Consider the following 18,900-nt stretch of genomic DNA (forward strand, 5'->3'; position numbering starts at 1 on the left):
CCGGCGGGGCCGGTGACGTTCGGGGCCGCCAGAACGTGTGCATGCGCGCCTGCGACCGCCGGACAACCAGCTGTCTGATACGAGCACACGCCACCGACGAACGCTGGCTCCGTGAGCGCCAATGAAGGCCTCAATGAAGGCCTCGGCACGACACCTCGGCTAGTCTAGTCTAGCGGCAACCGTTCTCGCGTTCGCGGTGGACCGCACGACTTGATCTCGTGCCGCAGGGTGGGCAAAGGCGCATTTGCGCCGTGCCCGCCCAGGATACTTGTCATACCCTCCCCTGGAGGAGGGTGGACAGCGGGCCGCTCACACTATCGCCGCCGCTCGCTCTTCTGCTTCCTGAACCGCACGCTCTGGCCGTCCGGCATCCGTGTCGCCACGAATCCGGCGGCGAGGCAGGCCTCGCGTTGCGGCATCTGGATGTCGGGGCTGCGCAGGCTGTCCCACCATGAGGCACGATTGGCCGCGCGCGGCAGCGCCGCACCGATGATCTCCTCGATCTGCTCGAAGGTCAGCACGAATTCCGCCTGCTTCTGCCGGAGCAGATAATCGCGCAACGCGTCGTAGTCGTTCACACTCGTCCTCTCGTCCGAAGTCCGGATCTCTTCACATGAGGCCCGCCGAAAATCGTTAGCCGCATCAACCGATTCTTAACTCATTGAGGCGGCGCCATACCAGATTAAACACTGCTCAAGGTTTGGGGCGCATCCATCAGGGTCGGGAGCAAACGATGCCGTCTGGATGGCGCGAAGTCATGGCCCGCCGGCCGTGGCGGATTTCGGCGAAGCTGCTGATCATCTCGTCCGTGGTGACGGTGATCGGCTTTTCCGCGATTTGCGTCAACGTCATGCTCGACATGCGCCGCGGCGAGGAGGCGCTGGCCCGCCAGACGCTGGAAAACCTCGCCACGAGCATCGAGTCCGACATCGGCCGCAACATCGAGATCTACGATTTGTCGCTGAGGGCGGTCGCCAGCAACATGCTGCTGCCGGAGCTCGCCACGGCCTCGAAGCCGGTCCGGCACCTGATCCTGTTCGATCACGCGACGACGGCCAGGCATTTCGGCGCCATCCAGGTCTATGACGCCGAGGGCCGGCTGACCATCGACGCCTCCACGCTCGATCCCTTGCCGGAAAACCGCGGCGAGGAGGATTATTTCAGGGTTCACCGCGACGATCCCGGCGCCGGCCTCTTCATCAGCCGCCCGATGCTGTTTCGCGGCGCCTATTCGATCGTGCTGAGCCGGCGCATCAGCGACACCGACGGCGGCTTCCTCGGGGTCGTCGCCGGCTCGATCCGCTTCAGCTATTTCCACGAATTGTTCGAGCGCCTGAGCCTCGATCCCGAAGACACCATCACGGTGCTCAACCACGACCGCACCATCATGATGCGGCGGCCGTTCGACCTCGACGTGATCGGCAGGAACCTGAACGACCGTCAGAGCTGGAAGGCCGACAATCTCCGCGCCGGAGCTTCCTATGCGGGGCAAGGCCCCGTCGACACCACGCCGCGGCTCTATGTTCGCAGCAACGGCGAGGGCCCGCTATTCGTCGTGGCAGGCAAGCCCCTGAGCGCGGTATTCAAGCTGTGGCGGAAGGAGGCCTATCGAATCGGCGCCGTCGTGCTGGCGCTGATCGTGTTCATGCTGGCATCGAGCCTCGTGCTCGCGCGCGAGATCGGCCGACGTGCCGAGGCCGAGCGCAAGCTCGAGGAGCTGGCGACGACGGACGCGCTCACCGGCCTGAAGAACCGCCGCAAGTTCGACACCGTCATCGACGTCGAATGGCGGCGCGCCATGCGCCAGAAGACGCCGGTCGCGCTGCTGATGATCGATGCCGATCACTTCAAGGCCTACAACGACACGTTCGGCCACCAGGCCGGCGACCAGGTGCTGGTCGGCATCGCCATCTGCATTTCCGACTCGGTGCGGCGCGCCGGCGATTGCGCCGCGCGCTATGGCGGGGAGGAATTCGCGGTGCTGCTGCCGGACACCCCGGCCACCGAGGCGTTCAAGATCGCCGAGACGATCCGCCTCAAGGTGCAGGGCTGGTCCGACGACCAGGCCACGTCGACGGTGTCCTGCGGCATCGCCAGTCTCGTCCCCACCGCCGGCATGGACTGGGCGGTCCTGGTCGCCGCCGCCGACAAGGCGCTCTACGCCGCCAAAGCCGGCGGCCGCAACCAGTCCCTGGTCGCGAGCCTGCCGAAGCTTTCGCTGGTGGCGTGAGGGGTTCTCTCCCCGTCGTTGCGAGGAGCTCCTGCGACGAAGTCCAGACTTTCTGACGGAAAGATTCTGGTTTGCTTCGCTTCGCTCGCAATGATGACGGGAGCTACTGCCCCAGATATTTTTTCATCTCCGCGATCAGCCCGTCGCGCAGCTCGGGGCGCTTCAGGCCGTAGGCGATGTTGGCGCGGAGGAAGCCGGGCTTGGAGCCGCAATCATGGCGCTCGCCCTCGAACTCGACGCCGTAGAATTTCTGCGATTTGGCGAGGCCGATCATGGCGTCGGTGAGCTGGATCTCCCCGCCGGCGCCGCGCTCCTGCGTTTCCAGGATCTTGAAGATCTCGGGCTGCAGGATGTAGCGGCCGGTGATCGAGAGATTGGAGGGCGCGGTGCCCTTGGCCGGCTTCTCGACCATGCCGTCGACCTCGAACATCTTGCCGGTGCGTTTTCCGACACCGCAGATGCCGTATTGATGGGTGAGATGGTCGGGCACCGCCTCGACCGCGATCAGATTGGATTTCTCGCCGAGCGTTGCCGCGGTCTCGATCATCTGCTTCAGGCAGCCGGGCGTGTTGAGCACGAGCTCGTCCGGCAGCAGGACCGCGAACGGCTCGTTGCCGACGATGTCGCGTGCACACCAGACCGCGTGGCCGAGGCCGAGCGGCGCCTGCTGGCGGGTGAAGCTGACGGCGCCGGCATCCGGCTGGTTCTGTGCCAGGATCTCCTGCTCGGCCTTCTTGCCGCGCGCCGCCAGCGTGGCGTCGAGCTCGAACATCCTGTCGAAATGATCTTCGATGACGTTTTTGTTGCGGCCGGTGACGAAGATGAAATGCTCGATGCCGGCCTCCCTCGCCTCGTCATACACGTACTGGATCAGCGGCTTGTCGACGATGGTCAGCATCTCCTTCGGCATCGCCTTGGTGGCGGGCAGGACGCGGGTGCCGAGGCCGGCGACGGGGAATACAGCTTTTCGAATTTTCATGGGGCTGATCGAGTACCTGACGGCGTGAAGGGAGCAATGGTGACTTGCTAGACTGTTTGCAGCCGCTAACAAAGGCGGATGTGGGGCCTCGCGATCACAGAGTTACGAAAAAAGCAGCCACTAAAATTTCACCTTTGTTAAGCTATTGGCAACCGGTGCCGGGCCTGCTGATGGCGGATTTTTGGCCGGACAGGTGGGACATGATGCAATCGATGGCAGGGCTGGCAAAACGTGCTAGATCCGTGACCGGTGGAGCTATGATTGCCGCCGCGTTGTTACTGCCGGCTTGCGCACAGGCGCAGGCGCAGAACGGGCTGTCGAACCTGTTCGGCGGCATTTTCTCCGGCGGCAATCCCGCGCCCTCGCAAGGCGCACCAAGCCCCGGAGGCGCGCAGCCCTGGAGCGGCGAGGACGGCGCCTCCGGCCATCCGCTGATGACGGCCGCCGCGATCCGCGAAGCCGCCGGCAATTTCGACAATTGCGTTGCCGGGATGTGGCCCGATGCCGCACGGCGCGGCATCAGCCAGGACAACTTCCATCGCTTCACCGCTGGGCTCAGCCCCGATCTGCGCATCATGGACCTGATGGACTCGCAGCCGGAGTTCACCAAGTCGATCTGGGATTATCTCGACATCCTCGTGAATGACAACCGCCTCGCCAAGGGCCGCGAGGTGCTCGCCAAATACAAGGCGCAGTTCGACGCCACCGAAAAGGCCACCGGCGTCGATCGCTACATCATCGCCGCGATCTGGGGTATCGAGTCCAATTACTCGACGCAGATGGGCGACCGCAGCGTGCTGCAATCGACCGCGACGCTCGCCTGCATCGGCCGCCGCCAGGCCTATTTCAAGGACGAGTTCCTATCCGCATTGGAGATCCTCAACCGCGGCGATCTGCGCCCGGAGCAGATGCGCGGCTCCTGGGCCGGCGCCTTCGGCCCGACCCAGTTCATGCCAACCGCGTTCAAGCGCTTTGCCGTCGATGGCGACGGCGACGGACGGCGCGACGTCGTCGACAATCCCACCGACTTGATTGCCTCGACCGCCAACAACCTGAAGAAGGACGGCTGGCAGCCCGGCCAGACCTGGGGCTTCGAGGTCGTGGTGCCGCAGGGGTTCAACTACATGCTGGCCGACCGGGCCAAGGCGATGACGATTGCGCAGTGGGAGAAGCTCGGGCTGAAGCGGGCGACCAATCAGCCCTTCCCGCACCCGGCGGAGAAAGCCTATCTGCTGGCCCCGGCGGGCGCGCAGGGCCCCGGCTTCCTGATGCTGCAGAACTACCGGGTCATCATGAAGTACAACCCGGCCGAGGCTTATGCGCTGGCGATCGGCCATTTCGCCGACCGCTTGCGTGGGGGGCAGCCCTTCGTGCAGCCCTGGCCGCGCCAGGAGCGTGAGCTGTCCCGCACCGAGCGACTGGAACTGCAGCAGCTTCTGGCCCAGCGCGGCTTCTACAAGGGCACTCCGGACGGCCAGTTCGGCGGCCAGACGAGGGAAGCGCTGCGCAATTTCCAGGCCTCGATTGGGATCCCCGCCGACGGATTTGCCTCCTCCGACGTGCTGGACCGGCTGCGCGGGCGGTAAAATCGCGCCAAAAGTAACCCTGAACAGGGATTTTGCCCCCCGGCCTTGACGGGAGCGGCCGTTCCCCGGTGTATGGCGCGAAAATCTGCAGAAAATCTGCAATGGAATCTGCCCGTTTGGCGCCCGATTCCGTTATTATATCGAGCTTCCAGACCCCCTTGCGCGCGGCCGAGATCGCATGTCTAAGAAGTCCCTGTTCAAGGCGCTGACCGAGACCGGCCTGCTGATCGCGCTGGGAACGGCGCTTGCGATGTTGGTCTCGATCGCGGGACCCGCCTCCGCACAGTTCTTCAACTTCCCCGGCTTCGGCGGCCCGCCGCAGCGCTCGGCCCCGCCGCCGCGCCAGGGTGGCGGCGGCTGGTTCGGCGGCGACTTCTTCCAGCCGTTCCAGCAGCAGCAGCAGCAGCAGCAGCCACAGGCGCCGCGCCAGGATTTTTCGCGCGCACCGGCGCCAGCCAAGCGCGAGACCACGCCCGACAAGAACGTGCTGGTGATCGGCGACGGCATGGCCGACTGGCTCGCCTACGGCCTCGAGGACGCCTACACCGAGCAGCCCGACTTGGGCGTCATCCGCAAGCACAAGACCTCGTCCGGCCTGATCAAGTACCAGCCGAAGGGCGACCCGTCGGACTGGACCGCGGCGGCGAAGGGAATCCTGGAGACCGAGAAGCCCGACGTGATCGTCGTCATGCTCGGCCTCAACGACCGCATCGCGATCCGCGAGCCCACGGCCGACAAGTCGGACAAAGACAAGGACAAGAAGAACGACAAGGGCGCGCGCGCCAAGCAGCCGGCGAAGCCCGGCGACGCCAAGCCCGGCGACACCGCCGCCAAGCCGGACGACAAGCCTGCCGATGCCGACCTGCCGCAGGATGACGCCGACAATGCCGACGCGCCCGCGGCCGCGCCGGAAAAGACGGCACGCAATCCGAACGGCCTCTATGAATTCCGCGACGAGCGCTGGGTCGAGCTCTACACCAAGAAGGTCGAGGAACTGGCCAATTTGCTCAAGGCCAAGGGTGTGCCGGTACTCTGGGTCGGCCTGCCCGCGATCCGGGGACAGAAGGGAACGGCTGACATGCTGTTCCTGGATTCGCTCTACCGCGAGGGCGCGGCCAAGGCCGGCATCACCTATGTCGACGTCTGGGACGGTTTTGTCGACGAAGCCGGCCGCTTCCTGCAGAAGGGCCCCGACTTCGAAGGCCAGATCCGCCAGCTCCGCAGCTCCGACGGCGTCTACTTCACCAAGCCGGGCGCACGAAAACTCGCTCACTATGTCGAGCGAGAGATCACGCGCCTGCTGGCCGGGCGCTCCGGCCCGATCGCGCTGCCGAGCGAGCCTGCGACCCCCGACACCAGCGCCGAGCCCGGCAAGCCGGCGCCGCGGCCGCTGGCCGGCCCCATCGTGCCGCTGGTCGCGGCCTCGATCTCGACCGAGCAATTGCTGGGTGGCCCTGGCTCGCGTCCCGCCGCCGTCGATGCGCTCGCCGCGAAGACGATGGTGAAGGGCGAGCCCCTGACGGCCCCCGCCGGACGCGCCGACGATTATGCCTGGCCGCGCGGCGAGGTCGGCCGCGAGCAGGCCAAGGGCGATACGCCGATGGCCGCGACGACGCCCGACGGCGCCACCGCCTCTCCCAGTGCATCATCGGGAGCGGCCGCGGCGATCGCCCCGCCCAAGCTCGCGCCGAGGAAGCCGTCCGTCGCGCCACAGCGGCAGCCGGCGCAGGCCACGCCGTCGTTCGGGGATTTCTTCGGCTTCGGCTTTGGCTCGCCACCGGCCCCTCGGCAAATGACGCCGGCACCCGGGCCGCGCAATCCGGCGCAGAACCCTGCGTTCCCGCGCCCGCCCGGCAATGTCGGGCGCGCGGCGGAAGTCCGATAATCGAGCTCTGTTGATTTGAGATGTCATTCCGGGGCGCGCGAAGCGCGAACCCGGAATGACGTGGCAGGTCGCTCAGCCGTAATAACGCCAGCGCGGCGGCTGACGCCGGGCGGGGCGCGACATCAGAAGCGCGAGCGCAAAGCCGATGCCGCCGGCAACGAGCAGTGCGCCGAGCGGATTGTCCTGCACTTTCTTCGACAGCGCCTGCGTGCCATCGCGGAAACTGTCGCCGCTGTTCTCATAGGCGTCCTTGGCGTAGCTCGTCGCGGTATCCGCGGCATCACGCACTGCATCCTTGGCCTGGCCGTAGAGGTTCTGCACCGTGCCTGCGGCTTCCCGCGCCTTGCCCGACGCCTGCGTCTTGGCGTCGCCCGCCAGGTCTCCGACCGCGCCTTCGGCGCGTCCGGCGTATTCCTTGGTTGATCCGACAATACGATCCGTGTCCATGATGCTCCTCCTCGGGGGTCAGCCCAAGTAACCGATCAGGAGCAGCGCAGTTCCAAGCCGTGACGAAAGTGTAGTGTGTAGCCCATGGAGCGAGCGCAATCCGGGACAGCGTCAGCCGTATTGAAGGACCCCGGATTACGCTGCGCTCCATCCGGGCTACGGGATCCGCTACAAGATCAGCCCGCCATCGACGACCAGCGTCTGGCCGATGATGTAGGACGACAGCGGCGAGGCCAGAAACAAGGCTGCGCCTGCCATGTCGGCCGGCGTGCCCAATCGACGCAGCGGAATGCGCGACAACGCCGCTTCGAGCCGCTTGGGATTGTCGGTCGTCACCTTCGTCATCTTGGTATCGACGAGCCCGGGCGCGATGCCGTTGACGCGGATGCCGTCCTCGGCCCAAGCCTCGCCCAGCGTGCGCGTCAATCCGACTGCGCCGGTCTTCGAGGCGTTGTAGGCGGGATTGCCCATGGTGGAGTGATAGGCCGCGGTCGAGGACACCATGATCAGCGCGCCCTTCGCATCCCGCAACAGGGAATGAAACCGCGTCGCGCACGCCATCAGGCTCATCAGATTGACCTCGACGACCTTGCGGAAGCCCGCCATCTCGAATTCGCCGCGGCGATAGATCACCGCGCCCTGCGCAAGCACGAGAATGTCGAGGCGATCGAACGACGGCTTGAACGCGTCGATCGCCGCAGCGTTGCTGGCGTCGAGCTGCGCATAGGAAAGACCGGTGAGATCGGACCCCTCCTCGGCAGAATATTCCGTTGCATGAGCACGCGTGCCGCAGACCGAAACAGCTGCGCCCTTGCTGCGAAAGGCCTGTGCGATGCCGTTGCCGATGCCGCTGGAACCGCCGACGACCAGCACCTGCTTGCCCGAAAAATCCAGCTCGTTCGCCATCGCGGCCTCCCCTTTTGTTTTGCTTGTTTGACCTGTCTGCGGATCGATGCCAGCCTTGTCAATCATAACAACGAGCCACAGGCCGCAAGGAAACAGCATGTCCGAGTTCAAGGAACTGAGCCGGTCCGTGAAGGGCCTGATCGTTCTCGTCACGGGCGCAGGGAGCGGCATGGGCCGTGCGACTGCGCACGTGTTCGCGCGCGAGGGCGCGAAAGTCGCCGTCACTGATTACGACGAGCAAGGCGCCCATTTGGTCGCGAAAGAGATCGCGGCGAGCGGCGGCGCGGCGAAGGCGTGGAAGCTCGACGTCGCCGACGGCGGCGAGATCAAGCGCGTGGTCGGCGATGTCGCGGCGCATTTCGGCGGACTCGATATCGTCGTCAACAATGCCGGCATCTCCGTGCGTGTCGCGATCGACGAGGAAGCTTACGAAGACGCCTGGGCCAAAGGCATCGCCGTGATGCTGACGGCGCATCCGCGCATCGTCCGCGCGGCGCTGCCGCATTTGCGCCGGTCGAAGAGCCCGCGCATCGTCAACATCGCCTCCACCGAGGCGCTCGGCGCCACCGCCTTGCACAGCCCCTATTCGGCGGCGAAGGGCGGCGTCGCGAGCCTCACACGTTCGCTGGCGGTCGAGCTCGGCCGTGAAGGCATCACCGTCAACTGCATCTGCCCGGGCCCGATCCGCACCGCCATCACCGACCGCATCCCGGAAGAGCACAAGACCATCTACGCCAGGCGCCGCACCGCACTCGGCCGCTACGGCGACCCTGAAGAGGTCGCGCACATGACCTTGAGCCTGTGCCTGCCGGCGGCGTCGTTCCTCACTGGCGCGGTCATCCCGGTCGATGGCGGGCTGATGGCACGGAACGCGTGAGAGCCATGCGCGCCGCGCGTTGACAACTGCGGGTGCGGGAGTAGCTTTTTCACCGACAGAACGGGAGCAACCGTTCGCGGCACGCGGGAGAGAACGTCATGACGATCGCCATCCGGCAGCTTCAGAAACATTTTGTCGGCGAGGTGTCCGGCCTCGATCTGCGCAAGCCTCTCACAGCTGACGAGGCGCGCGAGGTCGAGGCTGCCATGGACAGGTATGCCGTGCTCGTCTTCCACGACCAGGACATCACTGACGAGCAGCAGATGGCCTTTGCCCTGAATTTCGGCCAGCGCGAGGATGCACGCGGCGGCACCGTGACCAAGGAGAAGGATTACCGGCTGCAGTCGGGGCTCAACGACGTCTCCAATCTCGGCAAGGACGGCAAGCCGCTGGCGAAGGACAGCCGCGCGCACCTGTTCAACCTCGGCAATTGCCTGTGGCATTCCGACAGCTCGTTCCGCCCGATTCCGGCGAAGTTCTCGCTGCTATCGGCCCGGGTGGTGAACCCGAAGGGCGGCAACACCGAGTTCGCCGACATGCGCGCGGCCTATGACGCGCTGGACGAGGAGACCAAGGCGGAGATCGAGGACCTCGTCTGCGAGCACTCGCTGATGTATTCGCGGGGATCGCTCGGCTTCACCGAGTATACCGATGACGAGAAGGAGATGTTCAAGCCGGTGCTGCAGCGACTGGTGCGGACGCATCCCGTGCATCGCCGCAAATCGCTGTATCTCTCATCGCATGCCGGCAAGATCGTCGGCATGAGCGTGCCGGAGGGACGCCTCTTGCTGCGCGATTTGAATGAACACGCGACGCAAGCAGAGTTCGTCTACGTCCACAAATGGAAGCTGCATGATCTCGTCATGTGGGACAACCGCCAGACCATGCACCGAGTCCGCCGCTACGACCAGTCCCAGCCCCGCGACATGCGCAGGGCGACGGTCGCAGGGACCGCGCCGACGGTGCAGCAGCAGGCGGCGGAGTAGGCGTGGGCGTCGTGTGAAGGCCGCAACGGCAAAGATGCCGACGACAGGGCGCCGGCGCGTCAACACACTCCGTCGTTACGAGCGAAGCGAAGCAGACGCCCGCTATGCGTGCCCGGCCTCGTTCGAGAGCATGCCGGGGTCGATGCCGATCTTGCGCAGGGCGCGGCCGTATTTCTCGTCGACGTCGTCGCCGAAGATCAGGTCCGCATCGGCATCGCAATGCAGCCAGCCATTGCTCTGGATCTCGGTCTCGAGCTGGCCCGGCGCCCAGCCGGCATAGCCGAGCGCGAGGATGGCGTGCTTGGGGCCGGAGCCATTGGCGATCGCGCGCAGGATGTCGACGGTCGCGGTGAGGCAGACGCCGTCGTCGATCCGCAGCGTCGCCTTCTCGATGTAGAAGTCGCTGGAATGCAGCACGAAGCCGCGGCCGGTGTCGACGGGACCGCCCTGCAGCACCTTCATGCTCTCGGCGTTCCCGGGCAGCTTGATGTGCTCGCCTTTCCTGATGATGCCGAGCTGCTGCAACAGCTCGGGGAAGTCGATGCTGCCGGCCGGGTGGTTAACGATGATGCCCATGGCGCCTTCGGCCGAGTGGGCGCAGAGATAGATCACCGAGCGCTCGAAACGGGGATCGCCCATCACGGGCATCGCGATCAGGAGCCGGCCGTCGAGATAACCGGCCGAATTGGGAAGCCCGGCGCCCGCGCCGCGGGTGCTTTCGCCCGTCCTCTTGCCAGTGGGAGCCATCGAGAAGCACTCCGGGTTCAATTCCTATCCTGATGTCGGACCTAGCCGCTGTCAAATCAAGGCTTGCAGAGACTCAATTCGAGTGCATCCATCACAAGCAATTCAATGGTTTGCCTGGGTGTCACCCTTTAAAGACGTGCCATGCTGACAAGAGTTCCCCTGCGTGCGGCGATTGGCGTCGCGACAACCCTGCTTGCCTCGGCGCTTGCCGCGCGCGCCGACGACGCCTCGCCCTGGCAGCGCGACGGGCATTCCGCAGTGCGGCTGGTGGCGGGATCACGCAGCGGCGCCGTGCTGCTCGGCGGTATCGCCTTCCAGCTCCAGCCCGGCTGGAAGACCTACTGGCGCATGCCCGGCGATTCCGGCGTTCCGCCGCGGTTCGACTTCTCAAAATCAGAAAATGTCGAAGCGGTGACGGTGATGTGGCCGGCGCCGCTGAAGTTCGACGACGGCGCGGGCGGCCATTCGATCGGCTATCACGACCAGATCGTGCTGCCGCTGCGCATCGTCGCCAAGTCCGCCGACAAGCCCGTGACGCTGCGTGCCGAGATCAACTACGCGGTGTGCGAGAAACTCTGCATTCCCGTCGAGGCCCATGCCGAGCTCGGCTTCAACAGCGTGGCCTCGACCGAAGATGCGAACCTGCGTGCCGCGCTCGACACCGTGCCGAAGCCCGCCAATATCGGCGATCCCAATCCGCTGACCATTCGCGACGTCAAACGTGACGGGGCCAAGAATGTGGTGGTCGACGTGATCGTGCCTGATGGCCGCAACGTCAATTTGTTCGTCGAAGGGCCGACGCCCGACTGGTCGTTGCCGATCCCCGCGCCGGTCGAGCCCAGCCCGCCCGGCGTGAAGCGCTTCTTATTTGAACTCGACGGGCTGCCGCCAGGCGCCAAGGCTGAGGGCGCAGCGCTGAAGTTCACGCTGGTTGGTCCGGAGAAGTCGTACGAGTTCAACACGAACCTGGAATGATGTTTCCCGATCATCCCTGCTCCGTGCATAGTTGCACACGAGAACGTGTACTCGAGAAGGCGCAGACGTCAGGCTCTGACGCTCAAGCGGAAATCTTACGATCAGTCAGAGCATTACTGTTCCCGGACCCAGAGCAGTCCCGAGTTTGGCGAAGCCGACGCAGCATGGTCAGTCTCGCAAGCGTCGTATGGTTTCCGTCAAGCGTGGCATTCAGCGCCACGTCAAACCACAAGGAGCAAGCCATGATGAATCTAAGGATTCTTGGGGCGGCCGTGGTTGCGGCATCCGCCTTGTACAGCTCTGCGGCACCAGCGCAGTGGGCCCAATCCAATCCGGACCTCTGCCAAGCTGAATTCGCCAACTGCACGGGTCTTGGAACCGGCACTACCCCAACCGGCCCTCGGTATCGGCAAGCATCTCGTCGAACGGCGTATCGACAGCCGGCGCCAGTGGCCGCTCCCGCCGCCGGCAGCTGGGGCAATCCCGGCGGCTGGGGCAATTCCTACGCCATGTATGGCGGCGGCGTCGGCGGCGGTTACGGCTGGAACGGCAACTGGTCTGCATATGCCGCTCGCAACGGCATCGTCTGCAGGCCTGGCACCTCGTACAAGGGTGCTGACGGTCTCCAGCATCTCTGCCAATAACCCGTCCGCACTTAGGCCAAGTCGGGCGGCCCCAAGGGGCCGCCTGTTTCATACCGGACCGGGGTTGTCGTCCTGAGTGGACCAACGGGGAGCCAGGACGCTTGTCTTCCAGCTGATGGTCGCTGGCCCTCTCGGCACAGCACTCACCTCATACACGGCCTGACCACCGCGCCAGTTCATGCGTACGCGCCTAGGCCGGGACAACATCATTGACCCAACCGTATCTTAACGAATGGTTGCTAGGTCAAAGGCTGCCGCAGCATGCGGAACGCTTGGTACGGGACGCTTGGGGACCTCGACGTGGCCGTCATGGATGCACAACCCGCAACAACCGGACCGGCCGGGCTGATGGCGCGGCTGCGGGAAAGGCTCACGGGCGGATCGAGCGAGGCGTCGCTGACGCGGCGACTGGCGGGCACAATCTTCATCATCCGCGTGATCAGCGCGGGCCTTGCCTATGTCTCGCAGGTGCTGCTTGCGCGCTGGATGGGCACGTCCGACTACGGCATCTACGTCTACGTCTGGACCTGGGTGCTGCTGCTCGGCAGCATGATGGATCTCGGCATCTCGGCCTCCGCGCAGAAAATCATTCCGGAGTACCGCACGAGCGGCGAGCATGCGCTGCTGCGCGGCTTCCTCTCCGGCAGCCGCTGGCTGACCTTTGCCGCCTCCACGCTGATGTCGCTCGGCCTTGCCGGCATCGTCAAACTGCTTTCGCCCTGGGTCGATGCCGGCCAGATGCTGCCGCTCTATATCGGCTGCATGACGCTGCCCGCCTTCGTCGTCGCCAACACCCAGGACGGCATCGCGCGCTCGCATGACTGGATGCAGCTCGGCCTGATGCCGCAATTCATCATCCGCCAGGCGCTGATCATCGGCATCACGGGCGCTGCGTTCCTGCTCGGCTATCATCTCGGCGCGGTCGCCGCGATGATCGCAAGCCTCGGTGCGGTGTGGATCGCGATGACCGGGCAGATGGTGGTGCTGAACCGCAAGCTCGCCGATCACATCACACCCGGGCCGAAGGCCTATGACGTGCGCGGCTGGCTCGCCGTGTCGCTGCCGATCCTGCTGGTGGAGAGCTTCTACCTGATCCTCTCCTACACCGATGTGCTGGTGCTGCAGCAGTTCCGCCCGTCCGACGAGGTCGGCGTCTATTTCGCCGTGGTGAAGACGCTGGCGCTGGTCTCGTTCATCCACTACGCGATGTCGGCGACGACGGCGCATCGCTTCGCGGAATACAACGCCAGCGGCGACAAGGGGCGTCTGTCGGCTTACGTCGCGCACGCCATCAACTGGACGTTCTGGCCGTCGCTGGCGGCGACCGTCGTGCTGCTCGCGCTCGGCAGGCCGCTGCTCCGGCTGTTCGGGCCGCAATTCGTGGTCGGCTACGACATCATGTTCGTCGCCGCGATCGGCCTCGTGGTGCGCGCCGCGATCGGCCCGGTCGAGCGCCTGCTCAACATGCTCGGCGAGCAGAAGATCTGCGCGCTCGCCTATGCGCTCGCCTTCGCGATGAACCTCGTGCTCTGCCTCATCCTGGTGCCGCGCTACGGCGGCCATGGCGCGGCGGCCGCGACCTCGATCTCGCTCACCTTCGAGACGGTGCTGCTGTTCTGGATCGTCCGGCAGCGCCTGGGACTGCACGTGCTGGCGTTTGGCAAATAGGCGCTGCGCGCCTGCCGGTGCCGGGGAACGGCCCTTTCGCCGCATGCCGCCGAATGAGGCGAAAACAGCGCGGCGCGCGTCCCCGAGACGGTGCTGCGCCTGCCCCTTGCCAGCGTGCTGTTCGTGGTCGCCGGCAAGATCATGTTCGCGGAGCTGAACTTGTCGTCCGCGATCGTGACGGCGCTGACCTGGACGCATTAGGCCAGAGACCGGGCTTCACTCTCGCTGTCATCGCCCGGCTTGACCGGGCGATCCAGTAGTCCGAGAAAGCTGTGATTGAATCGATGAGCCGGGGCCTACTGGATGCCCCGGTCAAGGCGGGGCATGACAGCGAGCTGGCTGAACCGGGGCGACCTACTCCGCCGTCCAGCCGCCGTCGATCGACAGGTTGGTGCCGGTGATCTGCGCGGCGTCGTCGCTGCACAGGAACAGCGCCAGCGCGGCGACCTGCTCGGAGGTGACGAACTCCTTGGTCGGCTGCGCGTCGAGCAGCACGTCGTTGATGACCTGCTCGCGCGTCAGGCCGCGCGCCTTCATGGTGTCGGGGATCTGCTTCTCCACCAGCGGCGTCCAGACATAGCCGGGGCTGATGCAGTTGCAGGTGATCTTGTGGGTTGCCACTTCCAGCGCCACGGTCTTGGTGAGGCCGGCGATGCCGTGCTTGGCCGACACATAGGCCGACTTGAAGGGCGAGGCGACCAGCGAGTGCGCCGACGCCGTGTTGATGATGCGGCCCCAGCCCTTCTTCTTCATGCCGGGCACCGCGGCGCGAATGGCATGAAAAGCCGAGGACAGGTTGATTGCGATGATCTGGTCCCATTTCTCCGGCGGGAACTCCTCGATCGGCGAGACGAACTGGATGCCGGCATTGTTGACGAGGATGTCGACCGAGCCGAACGACTTCTCGCCGAGTGCGATCATGCCGGCGATCTCGGCGGGCTTGCTCATGTCGGCGGGTGAGTAGACGGCCTTCACGCCGAAGTCGGACTCGATCTTGGTGCGCTCCTTCTCGATGTCTTCCGGCGAGCCAAAGCCGTTGATGACGACGTTGGCGCCGGCGCCAGCGAAGGCGCGCGCGTAGGCGAGCCCGATGCCGCTGGTCGAACCGGTCACGACGGCGTTCTTGCCTGACAGAGTACCCATGTTATTCGCTCCTTTTTGGCGGGGGCGCGGTGACGTCCCCCGTGAGATCGTAGGCCACCATGGTCTCGCCGGACTGCGGCTTCTCGAGCCAGTCCTTGTGCCGCATCGACAGGTGAACGTCGCGCACGCCGGCCTCCCAATGCTCGACCATGGCGACATGCGAGAAGTCGTAGTCCTTGGACGAGGATTCGTAGTTCTTGCTGCGATAGATCAAATGAACCACCGTGACAGTGCTCTCACGTGCTGCCTTGGCAAGGAATTCGACGGAAGGGTCGTTCTTGAGATAATCGGGCAATTTGGAAATCAAGTCCCGCACGGCCCGGCGGGCATTGTGGATCTGCTTGTTCTTGTCCGTATTCATGCGCGTGCGGCTGGAATAGCGGATGTCCTTCTCCCGCTCGGCGGCCTCCAGCAGCGAATTCGGCAGGTCGCCGCGCGCGGAAAACAGATCGACCTGGAAGATCAGCATGTCGCGCGCGACCTCGGCGTCGAGCACGTAATCGAGCGGGGTGTTGGAGGCGATGCCGCCGTCCCAGTAATGCTCACCGTCGATGATCACGGACGGAAAGCCCGGCGGCAGCGCGCCGGAGGCCATGATGTGCTCGGGACCGATCTTCTTGCCGAGCTTCTTGAACTCGTAATTGTCGAAATACCTGAAGTTGCCCGAGGTGACGCCGACCGCGCCGACGGAGAAGCGCGTCTTGAGGTCGTTGATGCGGTCGAAATCGACCAGCCGCTCCAGCGTCTTCTTCAGCGGCGCGGTATCGTAATAGCTCTCGGCCTCGGGATGGCCAGGCGGCCACATCGGCGCGGGCGGGACGCGCGGCACGAAGAAGCCGGGCACGCCGAAGGTGGCGATCAGCGCCGCGCTCGTCGAGTTGAACAGCTCGCGGCTGTGATCGCTCTTGCCGACCGGTTTCCACGGCACCGGCGCCGAGACCATTTCCCAGAATTCCTTCAGCCGCGCGACGCGGGAGTGGCCCTCATTGCCGGCGATGATGGCGGCGTTGATCGCGCCGATGGAGATGCCGGCGACCCACTCCGGCTCGAAGCCATAGCCGCAGAGCGCCTGATAGGCGCCGGCCTGATAGGAGCCGAGCGCGCCGCCGCCCTGCAGGACCAGGACGCGTTGCGCATTGGCGGGGACGCTGGCGGATTCCGGTCTATGATCGGTCATAAGAGAACAATAGCATAAGGGAGCAACAGCAAATGGCGCGCCACCGTGACGACAGTCCGCCGCGGCGTCAATGCATCCCGGGATCAAGTCTGGCTTATCGGGGCTCTGTCGAGGCCAGGATCATGGTCCAGAACACCTTGTATTTGGTGCCAGGAGCATAGCTCGCGGCAATGCCCAATTTTGTGACACCACTCTTGAGCATGTTGGCGCGGTGCGGAGGCGAGTCGCGCCAGCCGGAAAACGCTTCCGCCAGCGTATGATAGCCGGCCGAGACGTTCTCGACGGCAACCGTGGCCGGATAGCCGCCGGTAGCAAGGCGCTTGGCCAGCGGCGCGCGGACATCGTGGTCCATCTTGTTGGCGGCCGCCATGGCCTGCGACTGGGATTCGGCGAGCCGCATCAGATCAGGGTCGATCACGACCGTGCCGAGCATGTTGTTCTGGCGGTATTGCGAGATCATCACAGCCGCGGCCTGCGGGTCGAGCTGGGCTCCGGGGACCGCCATGTCGGTATACATCGACGGCTGCTGGACCGGTGCTTCGTTGCCCGCACAGCCGGCGAGCAGCAAAAGGATGAGAATTGCGGCCGCAGCGCGCATGAATCGAGGCCCCCAAATGAGGGGCCGTTGTTGCATACCAACCGTGGCTGAAAGGTGAATTTTGAGGAAAATCGTAGCTGTCGTTCCGGGGGCGGCGGCCTCAGCCCGCAAAGATCCGGTAGCGGCGGGGATTGAGGCCTATGGTGTCGCCGGCGCGGAGTTCCTTGTCGCGGGGGGCATCGATCTCGATGGTTTCACCGCCTGACAGCGCGATCTCGGCCCGCTGCACGGGACCGAAATTGCGGACATGCTGGATCGCGCCCTCGAAAGCGCCGGTGCCCGGCGGCCCGACCAGCATGTCATGTCGCCGTACGAACAGCTTTGACGCGCCAGGCGCAAGCCCGTCCGCGGCGAGCTGAAGCGGCCGCTCGCCGAGCCTGATCACGCCGCCATCGACCTGGACCGGCAGCTCGATGGACTCGCCGATGAAGCCGTGGACGAACGCCGTCGCCGGGCTCTCATAGACATCGTCGGGCGAGCCGATCTGCTCGATCCGACCCTTGTCCATCACCACGACGCGGTTGGCGACTTCGAGCGCCTCCTCCTGGTCGTGAGTCACGAAGATCGAGGTGACGTTGATCTCGTGATGCAGCGAGCGCAGCCATTTGCGCAGCTCTTTCCGCACCTTCGCATCGAGCGCACCAAAGGGCTCGTCGAGCAGGAGGATGCGCGGCTCGATCGCGAGCGCCCGGGCAAGCGCGATGCGCTGGCGCTGACCGCCGGAGAGCTGGCTCGGATAGCGGTCGGCAAGCCAATCGAGCTGCACGAGGTCGAGCAGTTCCTTGACCCGCGCTCGGATGGTGGCTTCGTCCTTGCGGACCGCGCGCGGCTGCACCCGCAGGCCGAAGGCGACGTTCTCGAACACCGTCATATGCCGGAACAGGGCGTAGTGCTGGAACACGAAGCCGACATGGCGCTCGCGCGCACCCTGCGCCAGTGCGTCCTCGCCGTTGAAGGAGACCTCACCGGAGTCAGGCCAGTCGAGACCAGCGATGATCCGCAGCAAGGTGGTCTTGCCGGAGCCGGAAGGCCCGAGCAGCGCCAGCAATTCGCCGTTGTCGACCTTGAGGTCGACGCCGTCGAGGGCGGCAAAGCTGCCGAACTTCTTGACGAGATTCCTGACTTCAATAGTCACTTGCGTCTTCTCCTTCGTCGAGATGACGTTCGAGAACGGATTTTGCGATCAGCGTGATCAGCGCCAGCATCGCCAGCAACGAGGCGATGGCGAAGGCGGCGACGAACTGGTACTCGTTGTAGAGGATCTCGACCAGGAGCGGCATGGTGTTGGTCTCGCCGCGAATGTGGCCGGAGACGACCGAGACCGCGCCGAACTCGCCCATCGCGCGGGCATTGCAGAGCAGGACGCCATAGAGCACTCCCCATTTGATGTTGGGCAGCGTGACGCGGAAGAAGGTCTGCAGGCCGGAGGCGCCGAGCGAGATCGCGGCCTCCTCCTCCTGCGTGCCCTGTTCCTGCATCAAGGGGATCAACGCGCGCGCCACGAAGGGAAACGTCACGAAAGTGGTTGCGAGCGCGATGCCGGGCACCGCGAACAGGATCTGGACGTCGTGGTCGCGCAGCCAGCCGCCGAAATAGCCCTGCGCGCCGAACAGCAGCACGAAGACGAGGCCCGAGATCACCGGGCTGACGGAGAACGGCAGGTCGATCAGCGTGATCAGGAACGTCTTGCCCTTGAACTCGAACTTGGCGATCGCCCAGGCGGCGACGAGACCGAACACCAGATTGAGGCCGACCGAGATCGCCGCGACGATCAACGTCAGCCTGATCGCCGCCATCGCCTCCGGCTCGGCGAGCGCAGCGAGATAGGCAAGGATGCCGCGTGAAAACGCCTGCGCGAACACGACCACCAGCGGCAGCACGACGAAGACGGTGAGGAACAGCACCGCCAGCGTGATGATGGCGATGCGCACCGCACGCGGCTCGGTACGAAGGTTGTCGCGCGCGGCTGCCGCATGCGCGCGCGCCTTTTCACGTGCATTGGCATCGGAGGCCGAGAGCGACACGGTATCTGCGATCTGCATCGTCATGGCA

18 protein-coding genes are annotated in these 18,900 nt (G+C 65.1%); 8 read left to right on the forward strand and 10 right to left on the reverse strand.

Annotation, left to right across the window (positions count from 1 at the left end; translation table 11 throughout):
- Window positions 1–314: 314 nt before the first annotated feature.
- Window positions 315–578, reverse strand: a complete 264-nt coding sequence (locus ACNJYB_RS32185; RefSeq protein WP_439370530.1) for a DUF7662 domain-containing protein — start codon at window positions 576–578, stop codon at window positions 315–317.
- Window positions 579–733: 155 nt separating this feature from the next.
- On the opposite strand from ACNJYB_RS32185, the gene ACNJYB_RS32190 reads away from it, so the two are divergent.
- Window positions 734–2,230, forward strand: coding sequence for a sensor domain-containing diguanylate cyclase (locus ACNJYB_RS32190; protein WP_439370531.1), 1,497 nt, complete (start codon window positions 734–736; stop codon window positions 2,228–2,230).
- A 103-nt stretch (window positions 2,231–2,333) separates the two neighbouring features.
- Here ACNJYB_RS32190 and ACNJYB_RS32195 read toward each other — a convergent pair whose 3' ends face one another.
- A complete protein-coding gene (locus ACNJYB_RS32195; protein WP_439370532.1) occupies window positions 2,334–3,209 on the reverse strand; it encodes a UTP--glucose-1-phosphate uridylyltransferase in 876 nt (291 codons plus the stop codon).
- A gap of 200 nt (window positions 3,210–3,409) precedes the next feature.
- Between ACNJYB_RS32195 and ACNJYB_RS32200 the strand changes: the two genes are divergently transcribed.
- Together ACNJYB_RS32200 and ACNJYB_RS32205 are read left to right on the forward strand one after the other, a co-directional pair.
- On the forward strand, window positions 3,410–4,795 hold the full coding sequence (locus tag ACNJYB_RS32200; protein ID WP_439370533.1) for a lytic murein transglycosylase: 1,386 nt from the start codon (window positions 3,410–3,412) through the stop codon (window positions 4,793–4,795).
- 178 nt (window positions 4,796–4,973) lie between these two features.
- Window positions 4,974–6,680, forward strand: coding sequence for an SGNH/GDSL hydrolase family protein (locus ACNJYB_RS32205; RefSeq protein ID WP_439370534.1), 1,707 nt, complete (start codon window positions 4,974–4,976; stop codon window positions 6,678–6,680).
- 72 nt (window positions 6,681–6,752) lie between these two features.
- On the opposite strand, the gene ACNJYB_RS32210 is transcribed toward ACNJYB_RS32205, so the two are convergent.
- On the reverse strand, window positions 6,753–7,127 hold the full coding sequence (locus tag ACNJYB_RS32210; RefSeq protein ID WP_439370535.1) for a CsbD family protein: 375 nt from the start codon (window positions 7,125–7,127) through the stop codon (window positions 6,753–6,755).
- 168 nt (window positions 7,128–7,295) lie between these two features.
- Complete coding sequence (locus tag ACNJYB_RS32215; RefSeq protein ID WP_439370536.1) at window positions 7,296–8,033, reverse strand: SDR family NAD(P)-dependent oxidoreductase; 738 nt, start codon at window positions 8,031–8,033, stop codon at window positions 7,296–7,298.
- Window positions 8,034–8,130: 97 nt separating this feature from the next.
- On the opposite strand from ACNJYB_RS32215, the gene ACNJYB_RS32220 reads away from it, so the two are divergent.
- Window positions 8,131–8,910 (forward strand): SDR family NAD(P)-dependent oxidoreductase, encoded by a 780-nt coding sequence (locus tag ACNJYB_RS32220; RefSeq protein WP_439370537.1) that lies wholly within the window; start codon window positions 8,131–8,133, stop codon window positions 8,908–8,910.
- A 98-nt stretch (window positions 8,911–9,008) separates the two neighbouring features.
- Window positions 9,009–9,896, forward strand: a complete 888-nt coding sequence (locus tag ACNJYB_RS32225) for a TauD/TfdA dioxygenase family protein (protein ID WP_439370538.1) — start codon at window positions 9,009–9,011, stop codon at window positions 9,894–9,896.
- A gap of 102 nt (window positions 9,897–9,998) precedes the next feature.
- Here ACNJYB_RS32225 and ACNJYB_RS32230 read toward each other — a convergent pair whose 3' ends face one another.
- Window positions 9,999–10,643, reverse strand: coding sequence for a YqgE/AlgH family protein (locus tag ACNJYB_RS32230; protein ID WP_439370539.1), 645 nt, complete (start codon window positions 10,641–10,643; stop codon window positions 9,999–10,001).
- 141 nt (window positions 10,644–10,784) lie between these two features.
- Between ACNJYB_RS32230 and ACNJYB_RS32235 the strand changes: the two genes are divergently transcribed.
- The 3 genes from ACNJYB_RS32235 to ACNJYB_RS32245 all read left to right on the forward strand — a co-directional run bounded on the left by ACNJYB_RS32235 (window position 10,785) and on the right by ACNJYB_RS32245 (window position 13,930).
- A complete protein-coding gene (locus tag ACNJYB_RS32235; RefSeq protein ID WP_439370540.1) occupies window positions 10,785–11,618 on the forward strand; it encodes a protein-disulfide reductase DsbD domain-containing protein in 834 nt (277 codons plus the stop codon).
- A gap of 449 nt (window positions 11,619–12,067) precedes the next feature.
- A complete protein-coding gene (locus tag ACNJYB_RS32240; protein WP_439370541.1) occupies window positions 12,068–12,262 on the forward strand; it encodes a hypothetical protein in 195 nt (64 codons plus the stop codon).
- Window positions 12,263–12,562: 300 nt separating this feature from the next.
- Window positions 12,563–13,930, forward strand: a complete 1,368-nt coding sequence (locus ACNJYB_RS32245) for a flippase (protein ID WP_439375698.1) — start codon at window positions 12,563–12,565, stop codon at window positions 13,928–13,930.
- Between the two features lie 354 nt (window positions 13,931–14,284).
- On the opposite strand, the gene ACNJYB_RS32250 is transcribed toward ACNJYB_RS32245, so the two are convergent.
- The 5 genes from ACNJYB_RS32250 to cysW form a co-directional block, all read right to left on the reverse strand.
- The gene (locus tag ACNJYB_RS32250) at window positions 14,285–15,073 is read right to left on the reverse strand and encodes a 3-hydroxybutyrate dehydrogenase (protein ID WP_439370542.1); all 789 of its coding nucleotides are present in this window, start codon (window positions 15,071–15,073) and stop codon (window positions 14,285–14,287) included.
- A 1-nt stretch (window position 15,074) separates the two neighbouring features.
- Entirely contained in the window at window positions 15,075–16,250 is a 1,176-nt protein-coding gene (locus ACNJYB_RS32255) for a DUF3734 domain-containing protein (RefSeq protein ID WP_439370543.1), read from the reverse strand.
- A 94-nt stretch (window positions 16,251–16,344) separates the two neighbouring features.
- Entirely contained in the window at window positions 16,345–16,848 is a 504-nt protein-coding gene (locus ACNJYB_RS32260; RefSeq protein ID WP_439370544.1) for a CAP domain-containing protein, read from the reverse strand.
- Window positions 16,849–16,948: 100 nt separating this feature from the next.
- Complete coding sequence (locus ACNJYB_RS32265) at window positions 16,949–17,983, reverse strand: sulfate/molybdate ABC transporter ATP-binding protein (RefSeq protein ID WP_439370545.1); 1,035 nt, start codon at window positions 17,981–17,983, stop codon at window positions 16,949–16,951.
- Complete coding sequence (gene cysW, locus ACNJYB_RS32270) at window positions 17,973–18,896, reverse strand: sulfate ABC transporter permease subunit CysW (RefSeq protein WP_439370546.1); 924 nt, start codon at window positions 18,894–18,896, stop codon at window positions 17,973–17,975. Before cysW ends, ACNJYB_RS32265 begins: the two co-directional genes overlap by 11 nt.
- Window positions 18,897–18,900 lie beyond the last annotated feature (4 nt).

Origin of the sequence: Bradyrhizobium sp. SMVTL-02, from assembly GCF_051853005.1 — a bacterium.
Lineage (GTDB): Bacteria > Pseudomonadota > Alphaproteobacteria > Rhizobiales > Xanthobacteraceae > Bradyrhizobium.